This is a genomic window from Streptomyces sp. NPDC005761, assembly GCF_040630635.1.
In the GTDB taxonomy this organism is placed as follows: Bacteria; Actinomycetota; Actinomycetes; order Streptomycetales; family Streptomycetaceae; genus Streptomyces.
In genome coordinates this window covers 63,650-81,850 of sequence record NZ_JBEXXX010000035.1, presented here as the reverse complement: position 1 = coordinate 81,850, position 18,201 = coordinate 63,650, and the positions used below count along the sequence as shown (strand labels likewise).

Genomic DNA, 18,201 nt, shown 5'->3' with positions numbered 1-18,201 from the left:
ACCACATCCACACCACCGGCATCGAGAAGAACACCCACGACAACCCCTTCGGCGCCGTCCTCTCCTTCCGCGGAACCGTCACCGACACCACCGTCGGACACACCCTCAACGGCCGGGTCATCGAACTCACCGACACCTTCCCGGTGCCCGACGCCAAGGCGTTCGAGGCCGGCCAGTGGTGGGCCGTGCAGGTCGACCCCGTGGCGGGCGGCGGTGGTGACGAGCGCGAACTGCAGAAACTGGTCGAGATCACCGAGATCATCGACGCGGACCACATCCGGATCGGCTACCTCAACGGCTGGGAGCTCACCGAGGGCCGCACCCTCACCTGGACCCGGGTCGAGCCCGTGCGCAACACCCACATCCGCAACATGGTCTTCGAAGGCGCGGGACCCGACGAGTACACCGGTTCCCACCCGGTCAGCTTCGAGTACGCCGTCGGCTGCGACGTCTCCGGCATCCACGCGACCGGCACGTTCTGGCCCGTCATCATGCGCCGCTGGTGCACCCGCTTCCGGACCGAGGACTGCTCCCTGAAGAACCCGCCCACCGTCGAATACGGCGGCGCGGGCTACCTCACCCAGCAGATCTACTGCTTGTACGGGCGGGTCGCCGACTGCACGAGCAGCAATGTGCGCCACCTCAACGACCTCACCGCTTCGGCCTACTGCACCGTCGTGAACTGCCACGGCGACGGCGACGACGCGGGCGGCAACCCCTTCACCACCCACGGCCAGTACGAGCACGACCTGCTCTTCGACGGCAACTCCGGACTGATGGACATCGCCAACTCAGGTGCCCAGTGGGGCATCTCGGCCAAGCGCATCACCGTACGCAGACACGTGTGCTCCTGGTTCACCGCCAACACGAAGATCACCGACCTGACCCTGGAGGACATCACGGTGATCGCGCGCCCCACCTTCGACCAGGCCGGCACCCTCACCGTGAACGCCGACGGGGCGCAGATAAGCGGCTGCACCGCGAAGGCCTTCGCCGTCGCCCAGCGCTCCGCCCGCTCCACCCGGCCGACCACCATCAGCGACTGCTCCTTCGAACCGCCCGCCGGCGCCGTCCTCGTCCAGACGCCGGTCACCACGCCGGTCCACTTCGTACGCTGCACGTTCCGGGGCGTCGACGGCGCGATCCTGCGCGGCGCCGGCCCCGTCCACTTCACCGACTGCACGGTCACCGGCGCCGAGAACGCGGCCCCGCTCTCCGTCGGTTCCGCGGACCTGCGCATCGACGGCGGTACGTTCGACGACACGGGCATCGAGCTCAGCGGTGTGCGCGACCAGCGGATCACCGTGACCGGCGGTGCCCGGTTCACGGGCGGCAACAAGGCCCGGACGCTGCTCGGCCGCGCGGCCGGCCCGGGAGCGACGACCTGGGACATCACCGGCCTCAGCAGCACGGCCACCGAGGCCGGCACCGCACACATCCGCATCGCCGAAGGGACGAACCACTACGCGGCAACGGGCAGCCGCTTCACCGGCGGCATCCTCCATCTCGCCGCGGACGCCCTCACCTCGGTCCTGCACACCACCTGCGTCGAGGACGGCACGCGGCGCAGCGCGATGCCCCCGGCCGGCGCCACCGTGCGCACGGACGGAAACCTCATCCTGTGAGCGCCCTCGTCCGCACCACGACAGCCGCCGACGACCCCGCCCTGGCCGCCCTGTGGCGCCGGTGCTTCGTCGCCCCGCACCTCTCGGACCTGCACGCCCTGGACCCGGGACGCCACCGCCACACCTTTGTCGCGGAGAACGCCGAAGGGGACGGGATCGACGCGGTCGTCGTCTACGTACCGAGGCTGATCCGCGACGCGGCGGGCTCCCCGCAGCGCGTGGGCGGCATCGGCAGCGTCGCCACCCGGCCCGAAGCCCGGGGGAGGGGGCTGATCAGGCTGCTGCTCGCGGCGGCGGCGCGCACCATGACCGCTGAACAGTGCGCATGGTCCCTGCTGTTCACGGGCACGCCCGCTGTCTACCGCGGCTCGGGCTGGGAGGAGTTCGCCAGTACGTACACCGAGGGGACACTCGCCCCCTCGGCCGTTCCCGCCACCTCCCCGGTCCGCGTGGCAACGCCGCAGGACGACGCGGAGGTGGTGGCGCTGCACGACGCGTACAACAGGACCCGTCCGCTCAGCTCACTACGGGCACCCGAGGACTGGACGGTGCGGCTGCCCGCCTGGTACGGCCCCGCCGAACGGCCGCTCGTGGCGGTGGACCCCGCCTCGGGGGCGCTCACCGGCTGGATCGTGGCGCAGCACGTGGAGGACCGCGTGGAAGTGCGCGAGTTCGCGGGCGCGGCCGAGAGCCTCGGCGCACTGTTCGCCGCCGTCGGTTCACGTGGCCGGGCAGCGGGGCTGACCCGGGCGCGGGTCCGGATCCCCGGCGGCCCGGGGGTGACGGCAGCCCTTCCCGCCCTGCTGGCCGATGCCCGTCAGGTGACGGAACGCGTGGGCATGGCACGGCCGTTGCACGCCACGGACGCGGCCGTACGGGCCACCGTGACGGCGCCGGGGGCCGTCCACTGGTACGGCGACTGCTTCTGAGCGGCGGGGCGCCCGGCTCCGGTGGCCGGGTCTCAGCGCCAGGGCGTGAGCAGACAGCGCCCGACCAGCCCCGCCCCCGCGTCCAGTCGCTGCCCGAACTCCGCGGCCAGCGCCGGTACGTCGCGCAGCCGCCACAGCACCCGGGCCGCCGACCAGGCGGCCTCGCGGGCGCGCTCCAGCTTCCAGCTGGCCGCCAGATGGGTGAGCGGGTCGGTAATCTCCAGCCGCTCCGGACCCGGCATCAGGTCCTCGCCGATCCGCTCCTCCATCATCAGCAGGAGGTCGCCCACCCGGTCGAACTCCTCCTCCAGGTCCCCCGGGGCGCAGCGGAGCGTACGACAGGTGTCGACGACGGCGAGCGCGAGGTCGTGGCCGGCATGCGCGTTCATGCCCGCCAGGGCGAACTGCAGGGGCCGTACGCCGGGGTGGCGACGGAACTGGAACAGCGGGCGCCAGCACTCCGGGACCCGGTGGCCGGCCGCCGTGGCGTCGACGGCGCAGAGGTACCGGTGCGACAGGCGTGCCGCCAGTACCCCGGACGCTTCACCGGCCTGCGCGCCGAGGGCGGCGAGATAGACGCGGTGGAAGACGGCGATCCCGTCCTCGCCACGGGCCGCCGACGGACGGAACGAGCGCATCCGCTCGGTCACGGTGCCCGTGCCGGTCCCCGCGGCCTCGGCGGCGGGTCCCTCCGCGACTTGGTCCAACTGCTCGAACTGCGCCATGGGGGCAGCGTCCCAGCCGTAGGCTCGCCGTGGCACCCGGGAGCCGCCGGTTCATCGCAATGGGGGAACGGCGACAGCACCGCCGGGGCCGGGGAGGGGAACGAGGAGTGTCGGGCGTACGCACACAACGCCGTCTCGCACGGGAGGAGTTCAGACACCGCAGGCGCCGTGCGCGCCGTCAGGTCATGGCCGTCGTCGCCTCGGCCGTGGTGGCCGCGGGCACAGCGGCCGGTGTGATCTCCGCGGTCGCAGGGGAAGAGGAGCGGACCACCGCCCGCCCCGACACCACGGCGTCGCCCACAGTGGCGCCCCTGCCCGCCGTGCCGAGCCCGACGGCCGCCTCGCCGAGTCCGCCGCCGGCACCCACCGCCTCACGTGCGCCCCGCCCCTCGAAGAAGCCGATGCCCCGCGGCGCGGCGGCCCCGCCCGACGGCCGGCTCTACCGCCACCCCGCCTCCCAGGTCCTGGACTGGGTCGCCGGCCACCGCGAAGACCCGCGGCGCCCGCTGATCGAGACGCGGATCGCGGCGCAGCCCGCCGCCGTCTGGTTCGCCGCCCACAACCCGGGGACCGTCACCGGCCAGGTCCGGTCGGTGACCGCGGCCGCGGCCCGCGCGGGCCGGACGCCGGTGCTGGTGCCCTACGCCATCCCCGGCCGGGACTGCGGAGGGGCGTCCCAGGGCGGGGCGCCGGACCTCGCGGCGTACGACGCGTGGATACGGGAGTTCGCGGCGGGACTCGGCAGCGGGCCGGTCATCGTGATCCTGGAACCCGACGCCATCGCGCTCGCCGACTGCCTCTCGTCCGGTGACCGGGCGGCGCGCTACGCCTCACTGGCCCGGGCCGGCCGCACCCTGCACGCGGCCGGTCCGAAGACCAGGGTCTACTTCGACGGCGGTCACTCGGGCTGGCACGCGGCCTCGAAGCAGGCCGCGGCGCTCCGGGCGGCGGGCGCGGCGAGCAGCAGCGACGGCATCTTCACCAACGTGTCGAACTTCCACCGAACCGCCGACGAGGCGGGATACGCCCGCCGGGTGCTGGCCGCCCTCGGCGGGCCGGCGCGGCTCGGCGCCGTCATCGACACCAGCCGCAACGGGAACGGGCCGCCCCGGGCCGGCGAGTGGTGCGATCCGGCGGGCCGGGCGCTGGGCCGGACACCCACGACCGACACGGGGGAGCCCCGCATCGACGCCTACCTGTGGGTGAAACTGCCCGGCGAGTCCGACGGCTGCAAGGGCGCGGCGGGGTCCTTCACCCCTGATTACGCCTACCAGCTGGCCACGGGCTGACGGGATCAGGTCCCGGAGGCCGGCGGCTCCTCGTCGTACGCGGACGTGCCGGAGTCCAGAAGGGGCTCCTGCGTCTTCAGGTGCGCCGGGGCGAAGGCCCGCAGCACGTGATAGCCCGTGATCACGACGATGGTGCCGAGCGCGATTCCGCTGAGCTCGAAGTTGTCGGAGATCTTCAGACTGACCCCGCCGACCCCGATGATGATGCCCGCTGCGGCCGGCACCAGATTCAGCGGATTGCGGAGGTCCACCTTGGCGTTGAGCCAGATCTGGGCGCCGAGCAGCCCGATCATGCCGTACAGGATCACCGTGATGCCGCCGAGCACCCCGCCGGGGATGGCGGCGACGACCGCACCGAATTTGGGGCACAGACCGAACAGCAGGGCGAAGCAGGCGGCGGCCCAGTAGGCGGCGGTGGAGTACACCCGGGTCGCGGCCATCACCCCGATGTTCTCGGAGTACGTCGTGTTCGGCGGCCCGCCCACAGCGGTCGACAGCATCGAGGCGGCGCCGTCCGCGGCGATCGCGGTGCCCAGCTTCGCGTCCAGGGAGCGGCCGGTCATCTCCCCCACGGCCTTCACATGGCCGGCGTTCTCGGCGATCAGCGCGATGACGACGGGCAGCGCGACCAGGATCGCGGACCATTCGAAGCTCGGGGCGTGGAACGACGGCAGCCCGACCCAGTCGGCCTTCCCGACCCCCGACAGGTCCAGCCGCCAGTGGTCCACGGCCTCGGCTCCGCCGGAGGGAGAGTGGATCTTCCCGAAGACCCGGTCCAGGAGCCAGGACAGGACGTACCCGAAGACGAGACCGAGGAAGATCGCGATACGGGAGAAGAAGCCGCGCAGACAGACCACGGCCAGTCCCGTGAACAGCATCACCAGCAGCGCTGTCCACTGGTCCTGCGGCCAGTACGTCGACGCGGTCACCGGTGCCAGGTTGAACCCGATCAGCATGACGACAGCGCCCGTCACCACGGGTGGCATGGCCGCGTGGATGATCCGTGCGCCGAAGCGCTGCACGGCGAGACCGGCGAAGAAGAGCACCACGCCGACCACGAACACCGCGCCGGTGACGACGGCGCTGCTGCCGCCACTGGCACGGATCGTCGCGGCGACGCCGACGAAGGAGAGCGAACAGCCGAGGTAGCTGGGCACCTGGCCGCGGGTGGCCAGCAGGAAGATGGCCGTCGCGACACCCGACATCATGATCGCCAGGTTCGGGTCCAGGCCCATGAGCACGGGGGCCACGAACGACGCGCCGAACATGGCGACCACGTGCTGGGCGCCGAGGCCGAAGGTCCGGGGCCAGGAGAGCCGCTCGTCGGGGCGGACCACCGCGCCCGGTGCGGGCGTCTTCCCGTCGCCGTGCAAGGTCCAGCGCACGCCGAGGCCGCCCATGGTTGCTCCCTGTGTGTAGGTGCGGGACCCGGTGCCTCGTCGGGCACGGCGCCACCGCGGAAAAGATCAGCGCCATGTTAGTGCCGGAGCGGGACGGCTTCCCGTTCGGGCTCCGGGCATGCGGACGCCCGGAGCCCGGCCCACTGCACTTCAGGGCCGCGGCGCGGCCGCCGCCCTGCTCGCGGCACCGGCGTCCGAGGACGCCACGGGCTTGCGGTCGCCGGCCCGCAGCACCCCGGCGCCGAGCACCAGTCCGAACGCCAGCACCGACACCACACCGAACGAGACGACCAGCGACGTGGCCTCGGCCAGCGAGCCGATGGCGGACGGGGCGATGAGCCCCGAGGTGTACGTGATCGTGGCGACGCCCGCGATCGCCTGGCTCGGGTTCGGACCACTGCGCCCGGCCGCCGCGAAGGCGAGCGGGACGACCACGGCGATGCCGAGCCCCATCAGCCCGAAACCGGACATCGCCAGGGCCGCGTTCGGGGCGGTGACCACCATGACCCCGCCGACCGTCGCGAGGATGCCGCCGGTCCGCACGGTCCGCACCGCACCGAAGCGGTCGACGATCCGGTCGCCCGCGATCCGGGCGATGGCCATGGTCAGGGCGAACGCGGTCGTCGACGCGGCCGCCAGCCCCGCCGAATTGTCCAGTACGTCACGCAGGTAGACCGCCGACCAGTCCAGGCTGGCCCCCTCGGCGAAGACCGCGCAGAAACCGACCGCGCCGATGATCAGCGCCGACTTCGGCGGCAGCGCGAAACGCGGCGGGGGCTCCTCGTCCGGTTCGCTGCGCAAATCCAGTACCCGCTGACAGGCGATCAGGCCGAGGACGGTGAGGACGAGTGCGACGACCGTGTGGTGCAGCCGCGCGTCGGCCCCCACATGGGCGGCCACGGTGCCCGCCGCCGAACCGATGAGGGCGCCGACGCTCCACATCCCGTGCAGCCCGGACATGATCGACTTGTCGAGGCGGTTCTCGACCTCGACACCGAGCGCGTTCATCGCGACGTCCGACATGCCGGCGGACGCCCCGTACACGAAGAGTGCCGCGCACAGCGTCAGCAGGTTCGGCGCCAGGGCGGGCAGGATCAGGGCCAGTGTCCACAGGGCCAGCAGGCCGCGCAGCGCGGTTCTGGCTCCGAAGCGGTGGCTGACCGTGCCGGCGAGCGGCATCGCGAGCGAGGCGCCGATCGCGGGGAAGGCCAGGGCGATGCCGAGCTGCCCGGCGCTGACCCCGGCGTGGTCCTGGATCCAGGGCACCCGTGTGGCGAAACTGCCGGTCACCGCGCCGTGCACGGTGAAGACCGCGGCTATGGCGTACCTGGCCCGCCGCACCTCTCGTGTGTCGAAGCCCGTAGTCGTGGAATCCGTCGTCATACCGCTGTGCCCTCCCCTGGAAACGCTCTCTCCGCGCGGTCAGTGACGCTCCCTGGCGCCCTACTCCACGATGCGGGCAGTAAACTATCAGGAACCCTGCCTGATAAATAGACCGCCTGGTCCCGCACCGCGGCGGTGATCTGGAAGGATCCCGGCATGCCCGCATCACCGAGCACCGCCCGGGCCATCAACGACCGGCTCGCCCTGCGCCTCCTCCAGCAGGACGGCCCGCTGACGGCCACCCAGTTGAAGACCCTGACCGGGCTCTCCCGGCCCACCGTCGCCGACCTGGTCGAACGGCTGCAGGGCGCGGGACTCGTCCACGTGGTCGGGGAGGCCGGGGCCGAGCGCCGCGGGCCCAACGCCCGGCTCTACGGCATCGTCGCCGACCGAGCGCACCTGGCCGGTCTCGACGTGCGCACCGACAGCGTCGCCGTGGTCGTCGCGGACCTCCTGGGTGTGACCCTCGCCGAAGCGACCCTGCCGATCGGCGGCGACACCGCCGTCGACGACGCCGTGGAACAGGCCGTCGCCCTCCTGGAGCGCACGGCGCGCGCAGCCGGAACGGCGCCCCTGCACAGCGTCGGCATCGGAGCCCCCGGTCTCATCGACCCGGTCACCGGTGAACTGCGGGACACCACCGGCCTGCCCGCCTGGCACCGCAGGCTGGTGCGGGCGCTCCAGCAGCGTCTGCCGGCGACCGTGCTCGTCGAGAACGAGACCAATCTCGCCGCGGTCGCCGAGCACCGTGTCGGAGCCGCCCAGGACCATGACACCTTCGTCCTGCTCTGGCTCGGCCACGGCGTCGGCGCGGCCGTGATGCTGGACGGGAAGCTGCGCCGCGGCGCGTCGGGCGGTGCCGGCGAGATCGGCTTCCTGCCGGTTCCCGGCACGATCGGGGTGCCCTCGGCCGTCAACTGTGACGGCGGCTTCCACTCCCTCGTGGGCTCGGCGCCGCTCTGCGAACTGGCCGCCGCCCACGGCATCACCGCGCGGGCGGGAGGGCAGGAGCCGGGCGCGGCGGGCGCCGTGCGGGCGGCCCTCGCGGGAGAGGGCGACAGCGAGAGCTTCCTCGACACCCTTGCCGACCGCCTCGCCCTCGGCGTCGCCGCTGTGGCCTCGGTCCTCGACCCGGGCTGCGTGCTACTGGCGGGCGAGGTCGGTTCGGCGGGCGGCGACGCGCTGGCCGCGCGGGTGGAGGAGCGGTTGGCCATGATGTCCCCGCTGCGGACCGAGGTCAGAGCCGGCCGGCTCGGCGGCACAGCGGTCCTCCACGGCGCGGTGCTCGCGGCTCGGGAGGCGGCGCAGGACTCGTTGTTCGCCCCGCCGTGACGTTGGTGCGGGGTTCCTTGGTGCGGGGTTCCGTCCTCAATCGCCGGACGGGCTTGTGTGCGGGGTCCCCGCGGGGCGCTGTTGTCCGGTGGGTGGGGGTGGTGCCCCTCCGGGCAGACTCCTCAAAAATGGCGTGTGCACCCGACGACGCACTCGTACCCGGGTCGTACGCCATTTTCTGCGGGGACTGCCCTGCACGTCCCCACCCGCTCTCGCCGGCGTGTGCACCCCGGCGAATCAACCGTCGCAGACGCAGGGCGGCCGGGTCCGGGGGCGTGCAGGGGAGTCCCCGCAGGACGACGAACGGATACCCGGGTCCCTCGCGTACCCGCGGAACGTTCGTCGTCTGAGGAGACGCCCCGGAGGGACCCCGGACCCCCACCCACCGGACACAGGCGCCGCAGGCGGGGCACCCGCACCACCAAGCCCGTCCGGCGATTGAGGACAAAACCCGCACCCCGGAACCCAGCGCCGCCCGGCAGGCACCCGCACAACAAGCCCGTCCGGCGATTGAGGACAAGGCCCGCGCCCCGGAAGGCCGCGGGCCCCGCCCCGGTGGGGGTCAGCAGGTGCCGAGGTCCTGCCACACGCCCCATTCGCCCGTGGATCCGGGCGTCTCGCCCTTCGTCCACCACTTGGCCTTCCACTGGTGCGAACCGTGGCTGACCGTCGCCCCCGCGCCGTACTCGGCCGACGCGCTCCAGGCCGCCGCGGCGCAGGCGCCGCCCGTGGGGTCCGGGCTCGGCCCGGTCGTGCCGGTCGGGTCCGGCGACGGCGTGGAGCCGCCCGGCTCGACGACCGTCGTGCCGCGCGCCAGGTCGGCGGCCAAGGCGTAGGACTGCCCGCCGAAGGTCACCGTCCAGTTCGACGGCGTCGAGGTCGGCAGGTAGTAGGTGAAGTCGACCTGGACCGAGGCGCCGGGTGCCATCGTCTGCCAGGCCGGCAGCTTCAGCGAGACGCGGTTGTAGTCGCCCTTCAGCCCGCCGATGTTGTTCGCGGCGGTGTGGTCGCTGCGCACGATCGTGGTGCCGAAACCGGACTGGTCCTTGGCGTTGGCGGGGGCGGAGGTCGCGTAGTCGAACTGGAACTCCGTGCCGCCGGGCAGCGTCGCCTTCGTGTTGTTGGTGATCTTCAGCTTGGGGCTGATCGGGTAGTTGGAGTCACCCAGCGGGAACTGGTCGAAGGAGACGTCGATGTCCAGGGCCTTGGCCGGCAGGTCGATGGTGGAGCGCTCGGCACCGTACGGAGCGGCGGACTTGAAGGTGTCGTACATCGTCGAGGTGAGCGTGGAGCCGGGCTCGTACTGGCCCTTCGCGGCGTTCCATCCGTAGTCGCCCGCGAGCTCCCAGATCATCGTGCCGCCGATGCCCTTGGCGGCCACGTAGTCTGCCTTGGCCTTCACCGACTGCTCGTCCTCGGTGGAGAGGAAGACCTTCTTCTCGGCGTTCCAGAGCCAGGGCGCGACCAGCGTCGAATCGTAGTTGCGGACGTAGGTGCCGGTCAGCTTCGTGTCGGCGGGGAATCCGTAGTCCGTGACGTAGTCGCCGACGACGCCCTTCTCCAGGTTCTTCGCGTGCCACATCGGGTTGGAGCCGGCCGGTGCCTCCTTGCCCGCGGTGTCCTGGTCGTGCCAGAGGTTGTCGATGCCGACGGCACCGTCCCCGCACTTGGTCAGACCCGCGCCGGCCGGGCATTCGGTGGAGGCCGCCTTGCCCCAGAGGCCGTTGGTGCCGCCCTGGACGTTCTTGAAGCCGCGGGAGTAGTAGGGCAGCCCGATGTTGATGCGGCCGGACGGCATCGAACCGCGGAAGTAGTGGTAGGCCCAGTCGGTGTTGAGGTAGCCGGTCCCGCCGTACTGCGAGGTCGAGTAGACGCTCGCCTGGGCGAGTTCGGCGTCCTTGCCGTCGTCGAACAGGGCGGCGTTCGGACCGACGTACTCGTTCCAGGCGCCGTGGAGGTCGTACGACATGATGTTGACGTAGTCCAGGTACTTCTGGACCTGGAAGGTCTCCATGCCGCGCAGCAGGTAGCCGGACGAGGGCGCGGCGACGCTGAGCAGGTAGTGCTTGCCGTCGGCGGCGGAGGCGCGGTCGAGCTTCTCGCGCAGCGTCTTCATCAGCGCGGCGTAGCTCTTCACCAGTCCGGCCCGGCGGGCGTTGGAGAGGGTCCAGTCCAGCGGGTTGCCCGCGTCCTTCATCGTGGTCGGGTACTCGTAGTCGATGTCGACGCCGTTGAAGCCGTACTTCTTGATGAAGCCGACCGTCGAGTCGGCGAAGGTGTTGATCCCGCTCTGGTTGACCGAGCCGTCGGCGTTGGTGGCCATCGAGTAGAAGCCGCCGGAGTCGATCCGCTTGCCGCTGTCGTCGAAGTAGCCCCCCGTCTCGGCCCAGCCGCCGACCGACACCATCGTCTTCACGTTCGGGTACTGCTTCTTGAACTTGCTGAGCAGGTTGAAATGGCCCTTGTAGGGGAGGCCCGGGTCCATCTCGGCGCCGGCGACGCCCGGCCAGGTCATGCCGGTGGAGGCGTTTTCCGGCCCGTCGGCGCCGACGGAGATCTTGTTGGAACCGTCGACGTGGGCGAACGCGTAGTTGAGGTGGGTGACCTTGTCCCAGGGGATGTCGGAGGCGAGGTAGGCGGGCTTGCCGTCCTTGCCGGTCCGCCAGTTGGTGAAGTAGCCGATGACCCGCCGCGGGTGGTCGGCGCCCATCTTCTCGCGGCCCTCGGAGTCGTACACGGAGCAGTAGGGGACGGCCACGCCCGGGGTCTCGTAGAGCCCGTCGGGGCGACAGGACTCCTGGTCGGCGGCTTGCGAGGGGGTGGCGACGAGTGAGCCGATCAGCAGGGCGGCGACACCGGCGCCGGCTGCGAGGAGCGTGGCTCTCGCGCGAGTGGGGGACAGCACGTTCGGTTCCTCCTGGGGAGGTCGGCAGAACACAACTGACAAGGGGGTGGGTCGTGTTGGTACCCGGGTGTGCGCACACCGCGGAACCGTTCCTCGGAGGTGACGCAGAGATTAAGAGGACTAGACCAGTGCGTCAATAGGTCTGGACCAATAAAATGTGGGTGTCCGAAAAGAGCCTTGTCACGGCCTGTCTGTGAGCCACTCCACAGCGTTCGCCCGTATGGGTCACGGCCACTCGTGGCACACTGATCGTGTACCAGCAGCAGCGCACTCCGGGGTCGGTGCAATTCCGAACCGGCGGTTATAGTCCGCGACCCGTCCGCATCCAGCGGCCGGTTGACCAGGTGAGATTCCTGGACCGACGGTTAAAGTCCGGATGGGAGGCAGTGCGCGGCGGGCCGTTTCGCGGGTACGCCGCCGTCGGCGGATGGTTTTCGGGCAACCGATCCATCCGTTTTTCGGGCGTTCGGCGTCCCTGTTCAGCGTTCCGCTTCATCTGTCGTCATCGACAGGCCCCGGAGTCCGTGCCCGAAGAGGCAGGAGGACCCGGTGGACACCGCAGCCGACATCACCGCCATGCGCCGAGCCATCACGCTCGCCGCCCGCGGTCTCGGCTCCACCAGCCCCAATCCGGTCGTCGGATGCGTCGTCCTCGACGCCACGGGACACCCCGTCGGCGAGGGCTTCCACCAGCGCGCCGGCGGGCCGCACGCCGAGATCCACGCCCTGCGCGCGGCCGGCGGGAAGGCCCGTGGGGGTACGGCCTACGTCACCCTCGAGCCCTGCAACCACACCGGTCGCACCGGCCCCTGTGCCCAGGCCCTCATCGAGGCGGGGATCGCTCGTGTCGTGTACGCGGTCGGCGACCCGAACCCGCAGGCCACAGGGGGTGCGGACACCCTCCGCGCTGCCGGGGTCACGGCGGAGCAGGGCCTGCTCCGCGAGGAGGCCGAAGCGGTCAACGCCGCCTGGCTGACCTCGGTGCGCCTCGGCCGCCCGCACGTCACCTGGAAGTACGCGGCGACCCTCGACGGCCGGATCGCGGCCGCCGACGCCACCAGCCGCTGGATCACCTCCGCCGAGTCCCGCGCCGACGTCCATCGCCTGCGCGCCGAAGCGGACGCCGTCGTGGTCGGCTCCGGCACCGCCCGCACCGACGATCCCCAGCTCGGTGTCCGGGGCATCGAGGGCGCCGTCCAGCCCTTGCGGGTCGTCGTGGACACCGCCGCCACCGCCGTCCGGCCCGGCGCCCGGGTCCTCGACGACACCGCGCCCACCGTGGTCGCCGTCGCCGAGGACGCCGACGCCCGCCACCTCCCCGACGAGGCCGTCCTGCGGCTGCCGCGCGCGCCCGGCGGCCGCGGACTGGACCTGTCCGCGCTCCTCACCGCCCTCCACGGACGCGGCGTCCGCTCCGTACTCCTCGAAGGCGGCCCGACCCTGGCCGGCGCCTTCGTCGCGGCAGGGCTCGTCGACAGGGTCGTCGGCTACCTCGCCCCCGTCCTCCTCGGCGCCGGCCCCGCGGCCCTCGCCGACGCCGGAATCTCCACCATCGCCCAGGCGTTGCGGCTCGATGTGACCGAGACCGTGTCCATCGGCTCCGATCTGCGCATCACCGCCGTCCCCGGCCCCGCCCGGAAGGAAATCTGAGTGTTCACCGGAATTGTCGAAGAACTGGGTGAGATCACCGCCGTCGAGAAGCTCGACGACGCCTCACGATTCCGCCTGCGCGGTCCCGTCGTCACCGAGGGCGCGAAACACGGCGACTCGATCGCCGTCAACGGCGTCTGCCTGACCGTCGTCGACCTCGGCGAGCACGAGTTCACCGCCGACGTGATGGCCGAGACGCTGAACCGCTCCAGCCTCGGCGCACTGACCACGGGCTCCCGGGTCAACCTGGAACGCCCCATGGCACTCGGCGGCCGGCTCGGCGGACACATCGTCCAGGGCCACGTCGACGGCACGGGCCGCATCCTCGAGCGCAAGATCTCCGAGAACTGGGAGATCGTGAAGATCTCCCTGCCGGCGGACCTGACCCGTTACGTGGTGGAGAAGGGGTCGATCACCGTCGACGGGGTGAGCCTGACCGTCGTGGACGCCGGACCCGACTACTTCACCATCAGCCTCATTCCCACCACCCTCGCCCTGACCACGCTCGGCATCAAGGAGCCCGGCGACCCGGTCAACCTCGAGGTGGACGTCATCGCGAAGTACGTCGAGCGGCTGCTCGGCAACTCCGCGCAGGAACCGGGGGAGTCGGCGAAGTGAGTGCACTGCACTGGCTGAACTCGGAGGCGTTCACCGTCTTCGACCAGCACATCATCTGGTCCGACATGATCGGCAACACGATCGGTCTGATCGCCCTGACCCTGGGCTGGCTCCGCTCGATCTGGACCTGGCCCGCCCAGCTCCTGTCCGGCGTCGTGCTGGTCGCCGCCAACGTCTCCGTCCACCAGGCCGGCAGCGTGGGCAAGCAGCTCATCGTCATCGCCGTGGCCGTCTGGGGCTGGCAGCAGTGGACCCGCGGCCGGCAGCAGGCCCAGGACGGCTCCATCGCCGTACGGTTCGCCACCTGGCGCGAGCGCGGTTATCTGCTCGGCGGTGCCGCCCTCGGCACCCTCGCGGTCGGCGGGCTCTTCACCGCGTTCCCCTCGCTCTCCTGGAGCCCGTGGGCGGACGCGTACATCTTCGCCGGGACGCTCGTGGCCATGCTCGCCCAGGCCCGCGGGATGGTCGAGTTCTGGTTCGCCTGGCTCCTGGTCGACCTGGTCGGCGTACCGCTCAACTTCCACAGCGGTCTCGCCTTCTCCGGTCTCATCTACGTCGTCTACGGGGCCCTCGTCCTGTGGGGCATGCGCGACTGGTGGCTGCGTACGCGGACACCCGCTCTGGAAGGAGCCACGGCATGACTGCCCAGCCCACCTGGTTGCACCGGGAACACGACGCGCCCGTCGAGGACCTCTCCCTCGACCCCGTCGAACAGGCCATCCGTGACATCGCCGCCGGCCGCCCCGTCGTGGTCGTCGACGACGAGGACCGGGAGAACGAGGGCGACCTCGTCATCGCGGCGGAGAAGGCCACGCCCGAGATCGTGGCCTTCATGATGAGCGAGTGCCGCGGACTCATCTGCGCGCCCATGGAGAACGACGAGCTGGAACGGCTCGAACTGCCGCAGATGGTCGAGCACAACACCGAGTCGATGAAGACCGCCTTCACCGTCTCCGTCGACGCCTCGGCCGCCCACGGCGTGAGCACCGGCATCTCGGCCGCCGACCGTGCCACCACGCTCCGGCTGCTCGCCGGCGGTACGGCGGGAGCCGGCGACTTCGTGCGCCCCGGCCACATCTTCCCGTTGCGAGCCCGCTCCGGCGGAGTGCTCGTGCGCAACGGACACACCGAGGCCGCCGTCGACCTCGCCCGGCTGGCCGGACTGCGGCCCGCCGGGGCGATCGTCGAGATCGCCGGGGAGGACGGCGTCATGCTGCGCCTGCCCCAGTTGGTCCCGTTCGCCCGCAAGCACGGGCTGACGATCATCTCCATCGAGGATCTGATCGCCTACCGGCGGACCTCCGAGCCGACCGTCCGCCGCGAGGCCGAGGTGCGGCTGCCGACCGATTTCGGCGCCTTCACCGCGTACGGCTACCGCTCCACCGTGGACGGCGTCGAGCACGTCGCCCTGGTCCACGGCGACATCGGGGACGGCGAGGACGTCCTGGTCCGGGTCCACTCCGAGTGCCTGACCGGCGACATCTTCCGGTCCCAGCGCTGCGACTGCGGCCCCCAGCTGCAGGCCTCGATGCGGCGCATCACGGAGGAGGGCCGCGGCATCGTCGTCTATCTGCGCGGCCACGAGGGCCGCGGCATCGGCCTCCTGTCCAAGCTGCGCGCGTACGAACTCCAGGAGCGCGGCGTCGACACCCTCGACGCCAACCTGGAGCTCGGCCTGCCCGCCGACGCCCGGGACTACGCGGCCGGGGCCCAGATCCTCAAGGACCTCGGTGTCCACAGCCTGCGGCTCATGACGAACAACCCGGAGAAGACCGCCGCCGTCCTGCGGCACGGCCTGGCCGTCACCGGCCGTGAGCCGATGCCCGTCCAGGCCGGCGAGCACAATCTGCGCTACCTGCGCACCAAGCGCGACCGCATGGGCCACGACCTGCCCTGGCTCGACGCCGCTACCGCGTCGACCTGCGCAAACCAGTAGTCACCCGAATTTTCCCGTACGCATTCCCGAACGAGCTGTAGGAGAGACATGAGCGGCAAGGGCGCACCCGAACTGTCCGTACGCAACTGCGGTGACCTGCGCGTCGCGGTCGTCGCGGCGCAGTGGCACGAGAAGGTCATGGACGGACTCGTCGACGGTGCACTGCGCGCGCTGCACGAGCTGGGCATCGACGAGCCGACCCTGCTCAGGGTCCCCGGCAGCTTCGAGCTCCCGGTCGTCGCGAAGGTGCTGGCCGGTCGTGGGTACGACGCGATCGTCGCTCTCGGTGTGATCATCCGAGGCGGCACCCCGCACTTCGAATACGTGTCCCACGGCGTGACCAACGGCCTCACCCAGGTCGCCGTCGACACCGGCGTCCCCGTCGGCTTCGGTGTCCTCACCTGCGACACGGAGGAGCAGGCACTCGACCGGGCCGGCCTGGACGGGTCCAACGAGGACAAGGGGCACGAAGCGGTCACCGCCGCCGTGGCCACCGCCACCACACTGCGCTCCGTCAGCGAACCCTGGCGCTGAGTGCGGGTCCGGGACCCCGTATTCTTAAGGACATCATGGCGAACAAAACCTTCGAAGAGCTCTTCGCCGAGCTGCAGCTCAAGGCCGCCAACGGCGACCCCTCCACCTCCCGCACCGCCGAACTGGTGGACAAGGGCGTGCATGCCATCGGCAAGAAGGTCGTCGAGGAGGCCGCCGAAGTCTGGATGGCCGCCGAGCACGAGAGCAAGGACGCCGCCGCCGAGGAGATCTCGCAACTGCTCTACCACGTCCAGGTGATGATGGTCGCGCGCGGAATCTCCCTCGACGACGTCTACGCCCACCTCTGAGCACGACCTCCGCATCCGCCCGACGTACCCGACCCCTGTCGCAAAGGAAACCCGACCTCATGCTGCGCATCGCCGTCCCCAACAAGGGTGCTATCTCCGGGCCTGCGATGGCGATGCTCCATGAGGCGGGCTACAAACAGCGCAAGGAGTCCAAGGAACTCGTCCTCGTCGACCCCGAGAACCAGGTCGAGTTCTTCTACCTGCGTCCGCGTGACATCGCGATCTACGTCAGCTCGGGCCGCCTCGACATCGGCATCACCGGACGCGACCTGCTGCTGGACTCCGGCGCCGACGCCGAGGAGATCCTCCAGCTCGGCTTCGCCCGCTCCACCTTCCGCTACGCCACCAAGCCCGGCACCGCCGCCGGGCCTCAGGACTTCGACGGAATGACGATCGCCACCTCCTACGAGGGCATCGTCGCCAAGCACCTGGCCGACACCGGCGTCAACGCCTCCGTCGTCCACCTCGACGGTGCGGTGGAGACCGCCATCGAGCTGGGTGTCGCCCAGATCATCGCCGACGTCGTCGAGACCGGCACCAGCATGCGCAACGCCGGACTCGAGGTCATCGGCGAGCCGATCATGAAGTCGGAAGCGGTCGTCATCCGCCGCACCGGCGCTCCCGGCGACGACCCCAAGGTCCAGCAGTTCCTGCGCCGGCTCCAGGGCGTCCTGGTGGCCCGCAGCTACGTGATGATGGACTACGACTGCCGCGTCGAGCACCTGGAGCGCGCCGTGGCCCTCACCCCGGGCCTGGAGTCGCCGACCATCTCCCCGCTGCACCACGAGGGCTGGGTCGCCGTCCGGTCCATGGTCGCCTCCAAGGAGGCGCAGCGGATCATGGACGATCTGTACGACCTCGGCGCCCGCGCCATCCTGACCACGGCCATCCACGCCTGCCGCCTCTGACGGCGGAAGACGGAAGCAGACCATGCCAGCCCCTGCGCTCCCCGCCCTCCCGGTCACCTTCCGGCCCACCCTCACCCGGGTGGTCCTGCTGAGTGTCGGGGCGGCGATGTTCGCCGTCATCACCGTCGTCGCCTTCACCCTGGAACAGCTCAGCGGAGGAGAGCGGGCCAGCTTCGTCTTCACCGCCCTGCTCTTCTTCGGCGTCCTGGCACTCCTCAGCCGCCCCAAGATCGTGGCGGACGACGGCGGGGTGACGGTCGTCAATCTCACCCGTACCCGGCGGTTGTCCTGGGCGGAGATCGTGCGCGTCAACCTGCGGGCGGGTGACCCGTGGGTCTTCCTCGACCTCAGCGACGGGACCAGCATGCCCGCCCTCGGCATCCAGCCCGGAATCGCCAAGGCACAGGCCGTTCGCGACGCCCGAATCCTCCGCGCCCTCGCCGAGAACCGCGGCACCGGCACGGACAACCGCTGAGCCCCCTGCCCCGTACGGCCTCACGTTGATTACTCTGGAGGGTGGCGGCGCCCTGTGCGCCCCGCCCCGCACCAGAGGCCCCCGAGGCCCGCGAGGCTTTCCTGCGACCCAAGGAGTGACTCCCTCCAGCAATGGACGGATCGTCCGGTAGTACCTGCGCCGCCCCTTCCGTGGAGGCGGCGGC

General features: G+C 71.2%; 16 protein-coding genes and 1 riboswitch. Of the genes, 12 read left to right on the top strand and 4 right to left on the bottom strand.

Translation table 11 applies throughout. The annotated features are described in order from the left end of the window. Both ABZ434_RS26945 and ABZ434_RS26940 read left to right on the top strand, forming a co-directional pair. On the top strand, nucleotides 1-1,625 hold a 1,625-nt coding region (locus ABZ434_RS26945), incomplete at its 5' end, for a peptidase C14 (protein WP_359141996.1). After that, the gene (locus ABZ434_RS26940) at nucleotides 1,622-2,554 is read left to right on the top strand and encodes a GNAT family N-acetyltransferase (protein ID WP_359141994.1); all 933 of its coding nucleotides are present in this window, start codon (nucleotides 1,622-1,624) and stop codon (nucleotides 2,552-2,554) included. The genes ABZ434_RS26945 and ABZ434_RS26940, both read left to right, overlap by 4 nt. 32 nt (nucleotides 2,555-2,586) lie before the next feature. Here ABZ434_RS26940 and ABZ434_RS26935 read toward each other — a convergent pair whose 3' ends face one another. Continuing rightward, nucleotides 2,587-3,279 (bottom strand): DUF5995 family protein, encoded by a 693-nt coding sequence (locus ABZ434_RS26935; protein ID WP_359141992.1) that lies wholly within the window; start codon nucleotides 3,277-3,279, stop codon nucleotides 2,587-2,589. Nucleotides 3,280-3,464: 185 nt separating this feature from the next. Here ABZ434_RS26935 and ABZ434_RS26930 point away from each other — a divergent pair, with 185 nt between their 5' ends. Next, nucleotides 3,465-4,568 (top strand): glycoside hydrolase family 6 protein, encoded by a 1,104-nt coding sequence (locus ABZ434_RS26930; protein WP_359141990.1) that lies wholly within the window; start codon nucleotides 3,465-3,467, stop codon nucleotides 4,566-4,568. A 5-nt stretch (nucleotides 4,569-4,573) separates the two neighbouring features. On the opposite strand, the gene ABZ434_RS26925 is transcribed toward ABZ434_RS26930, so the two are convergent. Together ABZ434_RS26925 and ABZ434_RS26920 are read right to left on the bottom strand one after the other, a co-directional pair. Continuing rightward, nucleotides 4,574-5,968 (bottom strand): solute carrier family 23 protein, encoded by a 1,395-nt coding sequence (locus ABZ434_RS26925; RefSeq protein ID WP_359141989.1) that lies wholly within the window; start codon nucleotides 5,966-5,968, stop codon nucleotides 4,574-4,576. A 150-nt stretch (nucleotides 5,969-6,118) separates the two neighbouring features. Further along, the gene (locus ABZ434_RS26920) at nucleotides 6,119-7,351 is read right to left on the bottom strand and encodes an MFS transporter (protein ID WP_359141988.1); all 1,233 of its coding nucleotides are present in this window, start codon (nucleotides 7,349-7,351) and stop codon (nucleotides 6,119-6,121) included. A 156-nt stretch (nucleotides 7,352-7,507) separates the two neighbouring features. Between ABZ434_RS26920 and ABZ434_RS26915 the strand changes: the two genes are divergently transcribed. Then, nucleotides 7,508-8,683 (top strand): ROK family transcriptional regulator, encoded by a 1,176-nt coding sequence (locus ABZ434_RS26915; RefSeq protein WP_359141986.1) that lies wholly within the window; start codon nucleotides 7,508-7,510, stop codon nucleotides 8,681-8,683. A 562-nt stretch (nucleotides 8,684-9,245) separates the two neighbouring features. Here the strand turns inward: ABZ434_RS26915 and ABZ434_RS26910 are convergent. Next, a complete protein-coding gene (locus ABZ434_RS26910; protein WP_359141984.1) occupies nucleotides 9,246-11,588 on the bottom strand; it encodes a chitinase C-terminal domain-containing protein in 2,343 nt (780 codons plus the stop codon). Between the two features lie 263 nt (nucleotides 11,589-11,851). Beyond that, a riboswitch (FMN riboswitch) is annotated at nucleotides 11,852-11,982 on the top strand. Between the two features lie 155 nt (nucleotides 11,983-12,137). Between ABZ434_RS26910 and ribD the strand changes: the two genes are divergently transcribed. The 8 genes from ribD to ABZ434_RS26870 are packed head-to-tail and all read left to right on the top strand — an operon-like array spanning nucleotide 12,138 to nucleotide 18,017. Next, a complete protein-coding gene (gene ribD / locus ABZ434_RS26905) occupies nucleotides 12,138-13,238 on the top strand; it encodes a bifunctional diaminohydroxyphosphoribosylaminopyrimidine deaminase/5-amino-6-(5-phosphoribosylamino)uracil reductase RibD (RefSeq protein ID WP_359141983.1) in 1,101 nt (366 codons plus the stop codon). After that, entirely contained in the window at nucleotides 13,239-13,856 is a 618-nt protein-coding gene (locus ABZ434_RS26900; RefSeq protein ID WP_359141981.1) for a riboflavin synthase, read from the top strand. It begins immediately after the preceding gene. After that, the gene (locus ABZ434_RS26895; RefSeq protein ID WP_359141979.1) at nucleotides 13,853-14,497 is read left to right on the top strand and encodes a nicotinamide mononucleotide transporter family protein; all 645 of its coding nucleotides are present in this window, start codon (nucleotides 13,853-13,855) and stop codon (nucleotides 14,495-14,497) included. The genes ABZ434_RS26900 and ABZ434_RS26895 overlap by 4 nt, the downstream gene beginning before the upstream one ends. Next, entirely contained in the window at nucleotides 14,494-15,792 is a 1,299-nt protein-coding gene (locus tag ABZ434_RS26890) for a bifunctional 3,4-dihydroxy-2-butanone-4-phosphate synthase/GTP cyclohydrolase II (protein WP_359141977.1), read from the top strand. Before ABZ434_RS26895 ends, ABZ434_RS26890 begins: the two co-directional genes overlap by 4 nt. 48 nt (nucleotides 15,793-15,840) lie before the next feature. Next, a complete protein-coding gene (ribH, locus tag ABZ434_RS26885) occupies nucleotides 15,841-16,326 on the top strand; it encodes a 6,7-dimethyl-8-ribityllumazine synthase (RefSeq protein WP_148016350.1) in 486 nt (161 codons plus the stop codon). 35 nt (nucleotides 16,327-16,361) lie between these two features. Next, complete coding sequence (locus tag ABZ434_RS26880; RefSeq protein WP_018524273.1) at nucleotides 16,362-16,634, top strand: phosphoribosyl-ATP diphosphatase; 273 nt, start codon at nucleotides 16,362-16,364, stop codon at nucleotides 16,632-16,634. A 59-nt stretch (nucleotides 16,635-16,693) separates the two neighbouring features. Beyond that, nucleotides 16,694-17,542 carry an ATP phosphoribosyltransferase gene (gene hisG, locus ABZ434_RS26875; RefSeq protein WP_359141975.1) on the top strand — a complete coding sequence of 283 codons (849 nt, stop codon included), beginning with the start codon at nucleotides 16,694-16,696 and terminating at the stop codon, nucleotides 17,540-17,542. A gap of 22 nt (nucleotides 17,543-17,564) precedes the next feature. Further along, nucleotides 17,565-18,017 (top strand): PH domain-containing protein, encoded by a 453-nt coding sequence (locus tag ABZ434_RS26870; RefSeq protein ID WP_359141973.1) that lies wholly within the window; start codon nucleotides 17,565-17,567, stop codon nucleotides 18,015-18,017. The last annotated feature ends 184 nt before the right edge of the window (nucleotides 18,018-18,201 follow it).

Bases quoted from the DNA above. Each gene is read 5' to 3' on its own strand.
- ribH (WP_148016350.1), top strand. From the start codon at position 15,841: ATGAGCGGCAAGGGCGCACCCGAACTGTCCGTACGCAACTGCGGTGAC.
- ABZ434_RS26890 (WP_359141977.1), top strand. From the start codon at position 14,494: ATGACTGCCCAGCCCACCTGGTTGCACCGGGAACACGACGCGCCCGTC.
- ABZ434_RS26925 (WP_359141989.1), bottom strand. From the start codon at position 5,968: ATGGGCGGCCTCGGCGTGCGCTGGACCTTGCACGGCGACGGGAAGACG.
- ABZ434_RS26930 (WP_359141990.1), top strand. From the start codon at position 3,465: ATGGCCGTCGTCGCCTCGGCCGTGGTGGCCGCGGGCACAGCGGCCGGT.
- ABZ434_RS26935 (WP_359141992.1), bottom strand. From the start codon at position 3,279: ATGGCGCAGTTCGAGCAGTTGGACCAAGTCGCGGAGGGACCCGCCGCC.
- ABZ434_RS26870 (WP_359141973.1), top strand. From the start codon at position 17,565: ATGCCAGCCCCTGCGCTCCCCGCCCTCCCGGTCACCTTCCGGCCCACC.
- ABZ434_RS26920 (WP_359141988.1), bottom strand. From the start codon at position 7,351: ATGACGACGGATTCCACGACTACGGGCTTCGACACACGAGAGGTGCGG.
- ABZ434_RS26880 (WP_018524273.1), top strand. From the start codon at position 16,362: ATGGCGAACAAAACCTTCGAAGAGCTCTTCGCCGAGCTGCAGCTCAAG.
- hisG (WP_359141975.1), top strand. From the start codon at position 16,694: ATGCTGCGCATCGCCGTCCCCAACAAGGGTGCTATCTCCGGGCCTGCG.
- ABZ434_RS26915 (WP_359141986.1), top strand. From the start codon at position 7,508: ATGCCCGCATCACCGAGCACCGCCCGGGCCATCAACGACCGGCTCGCC.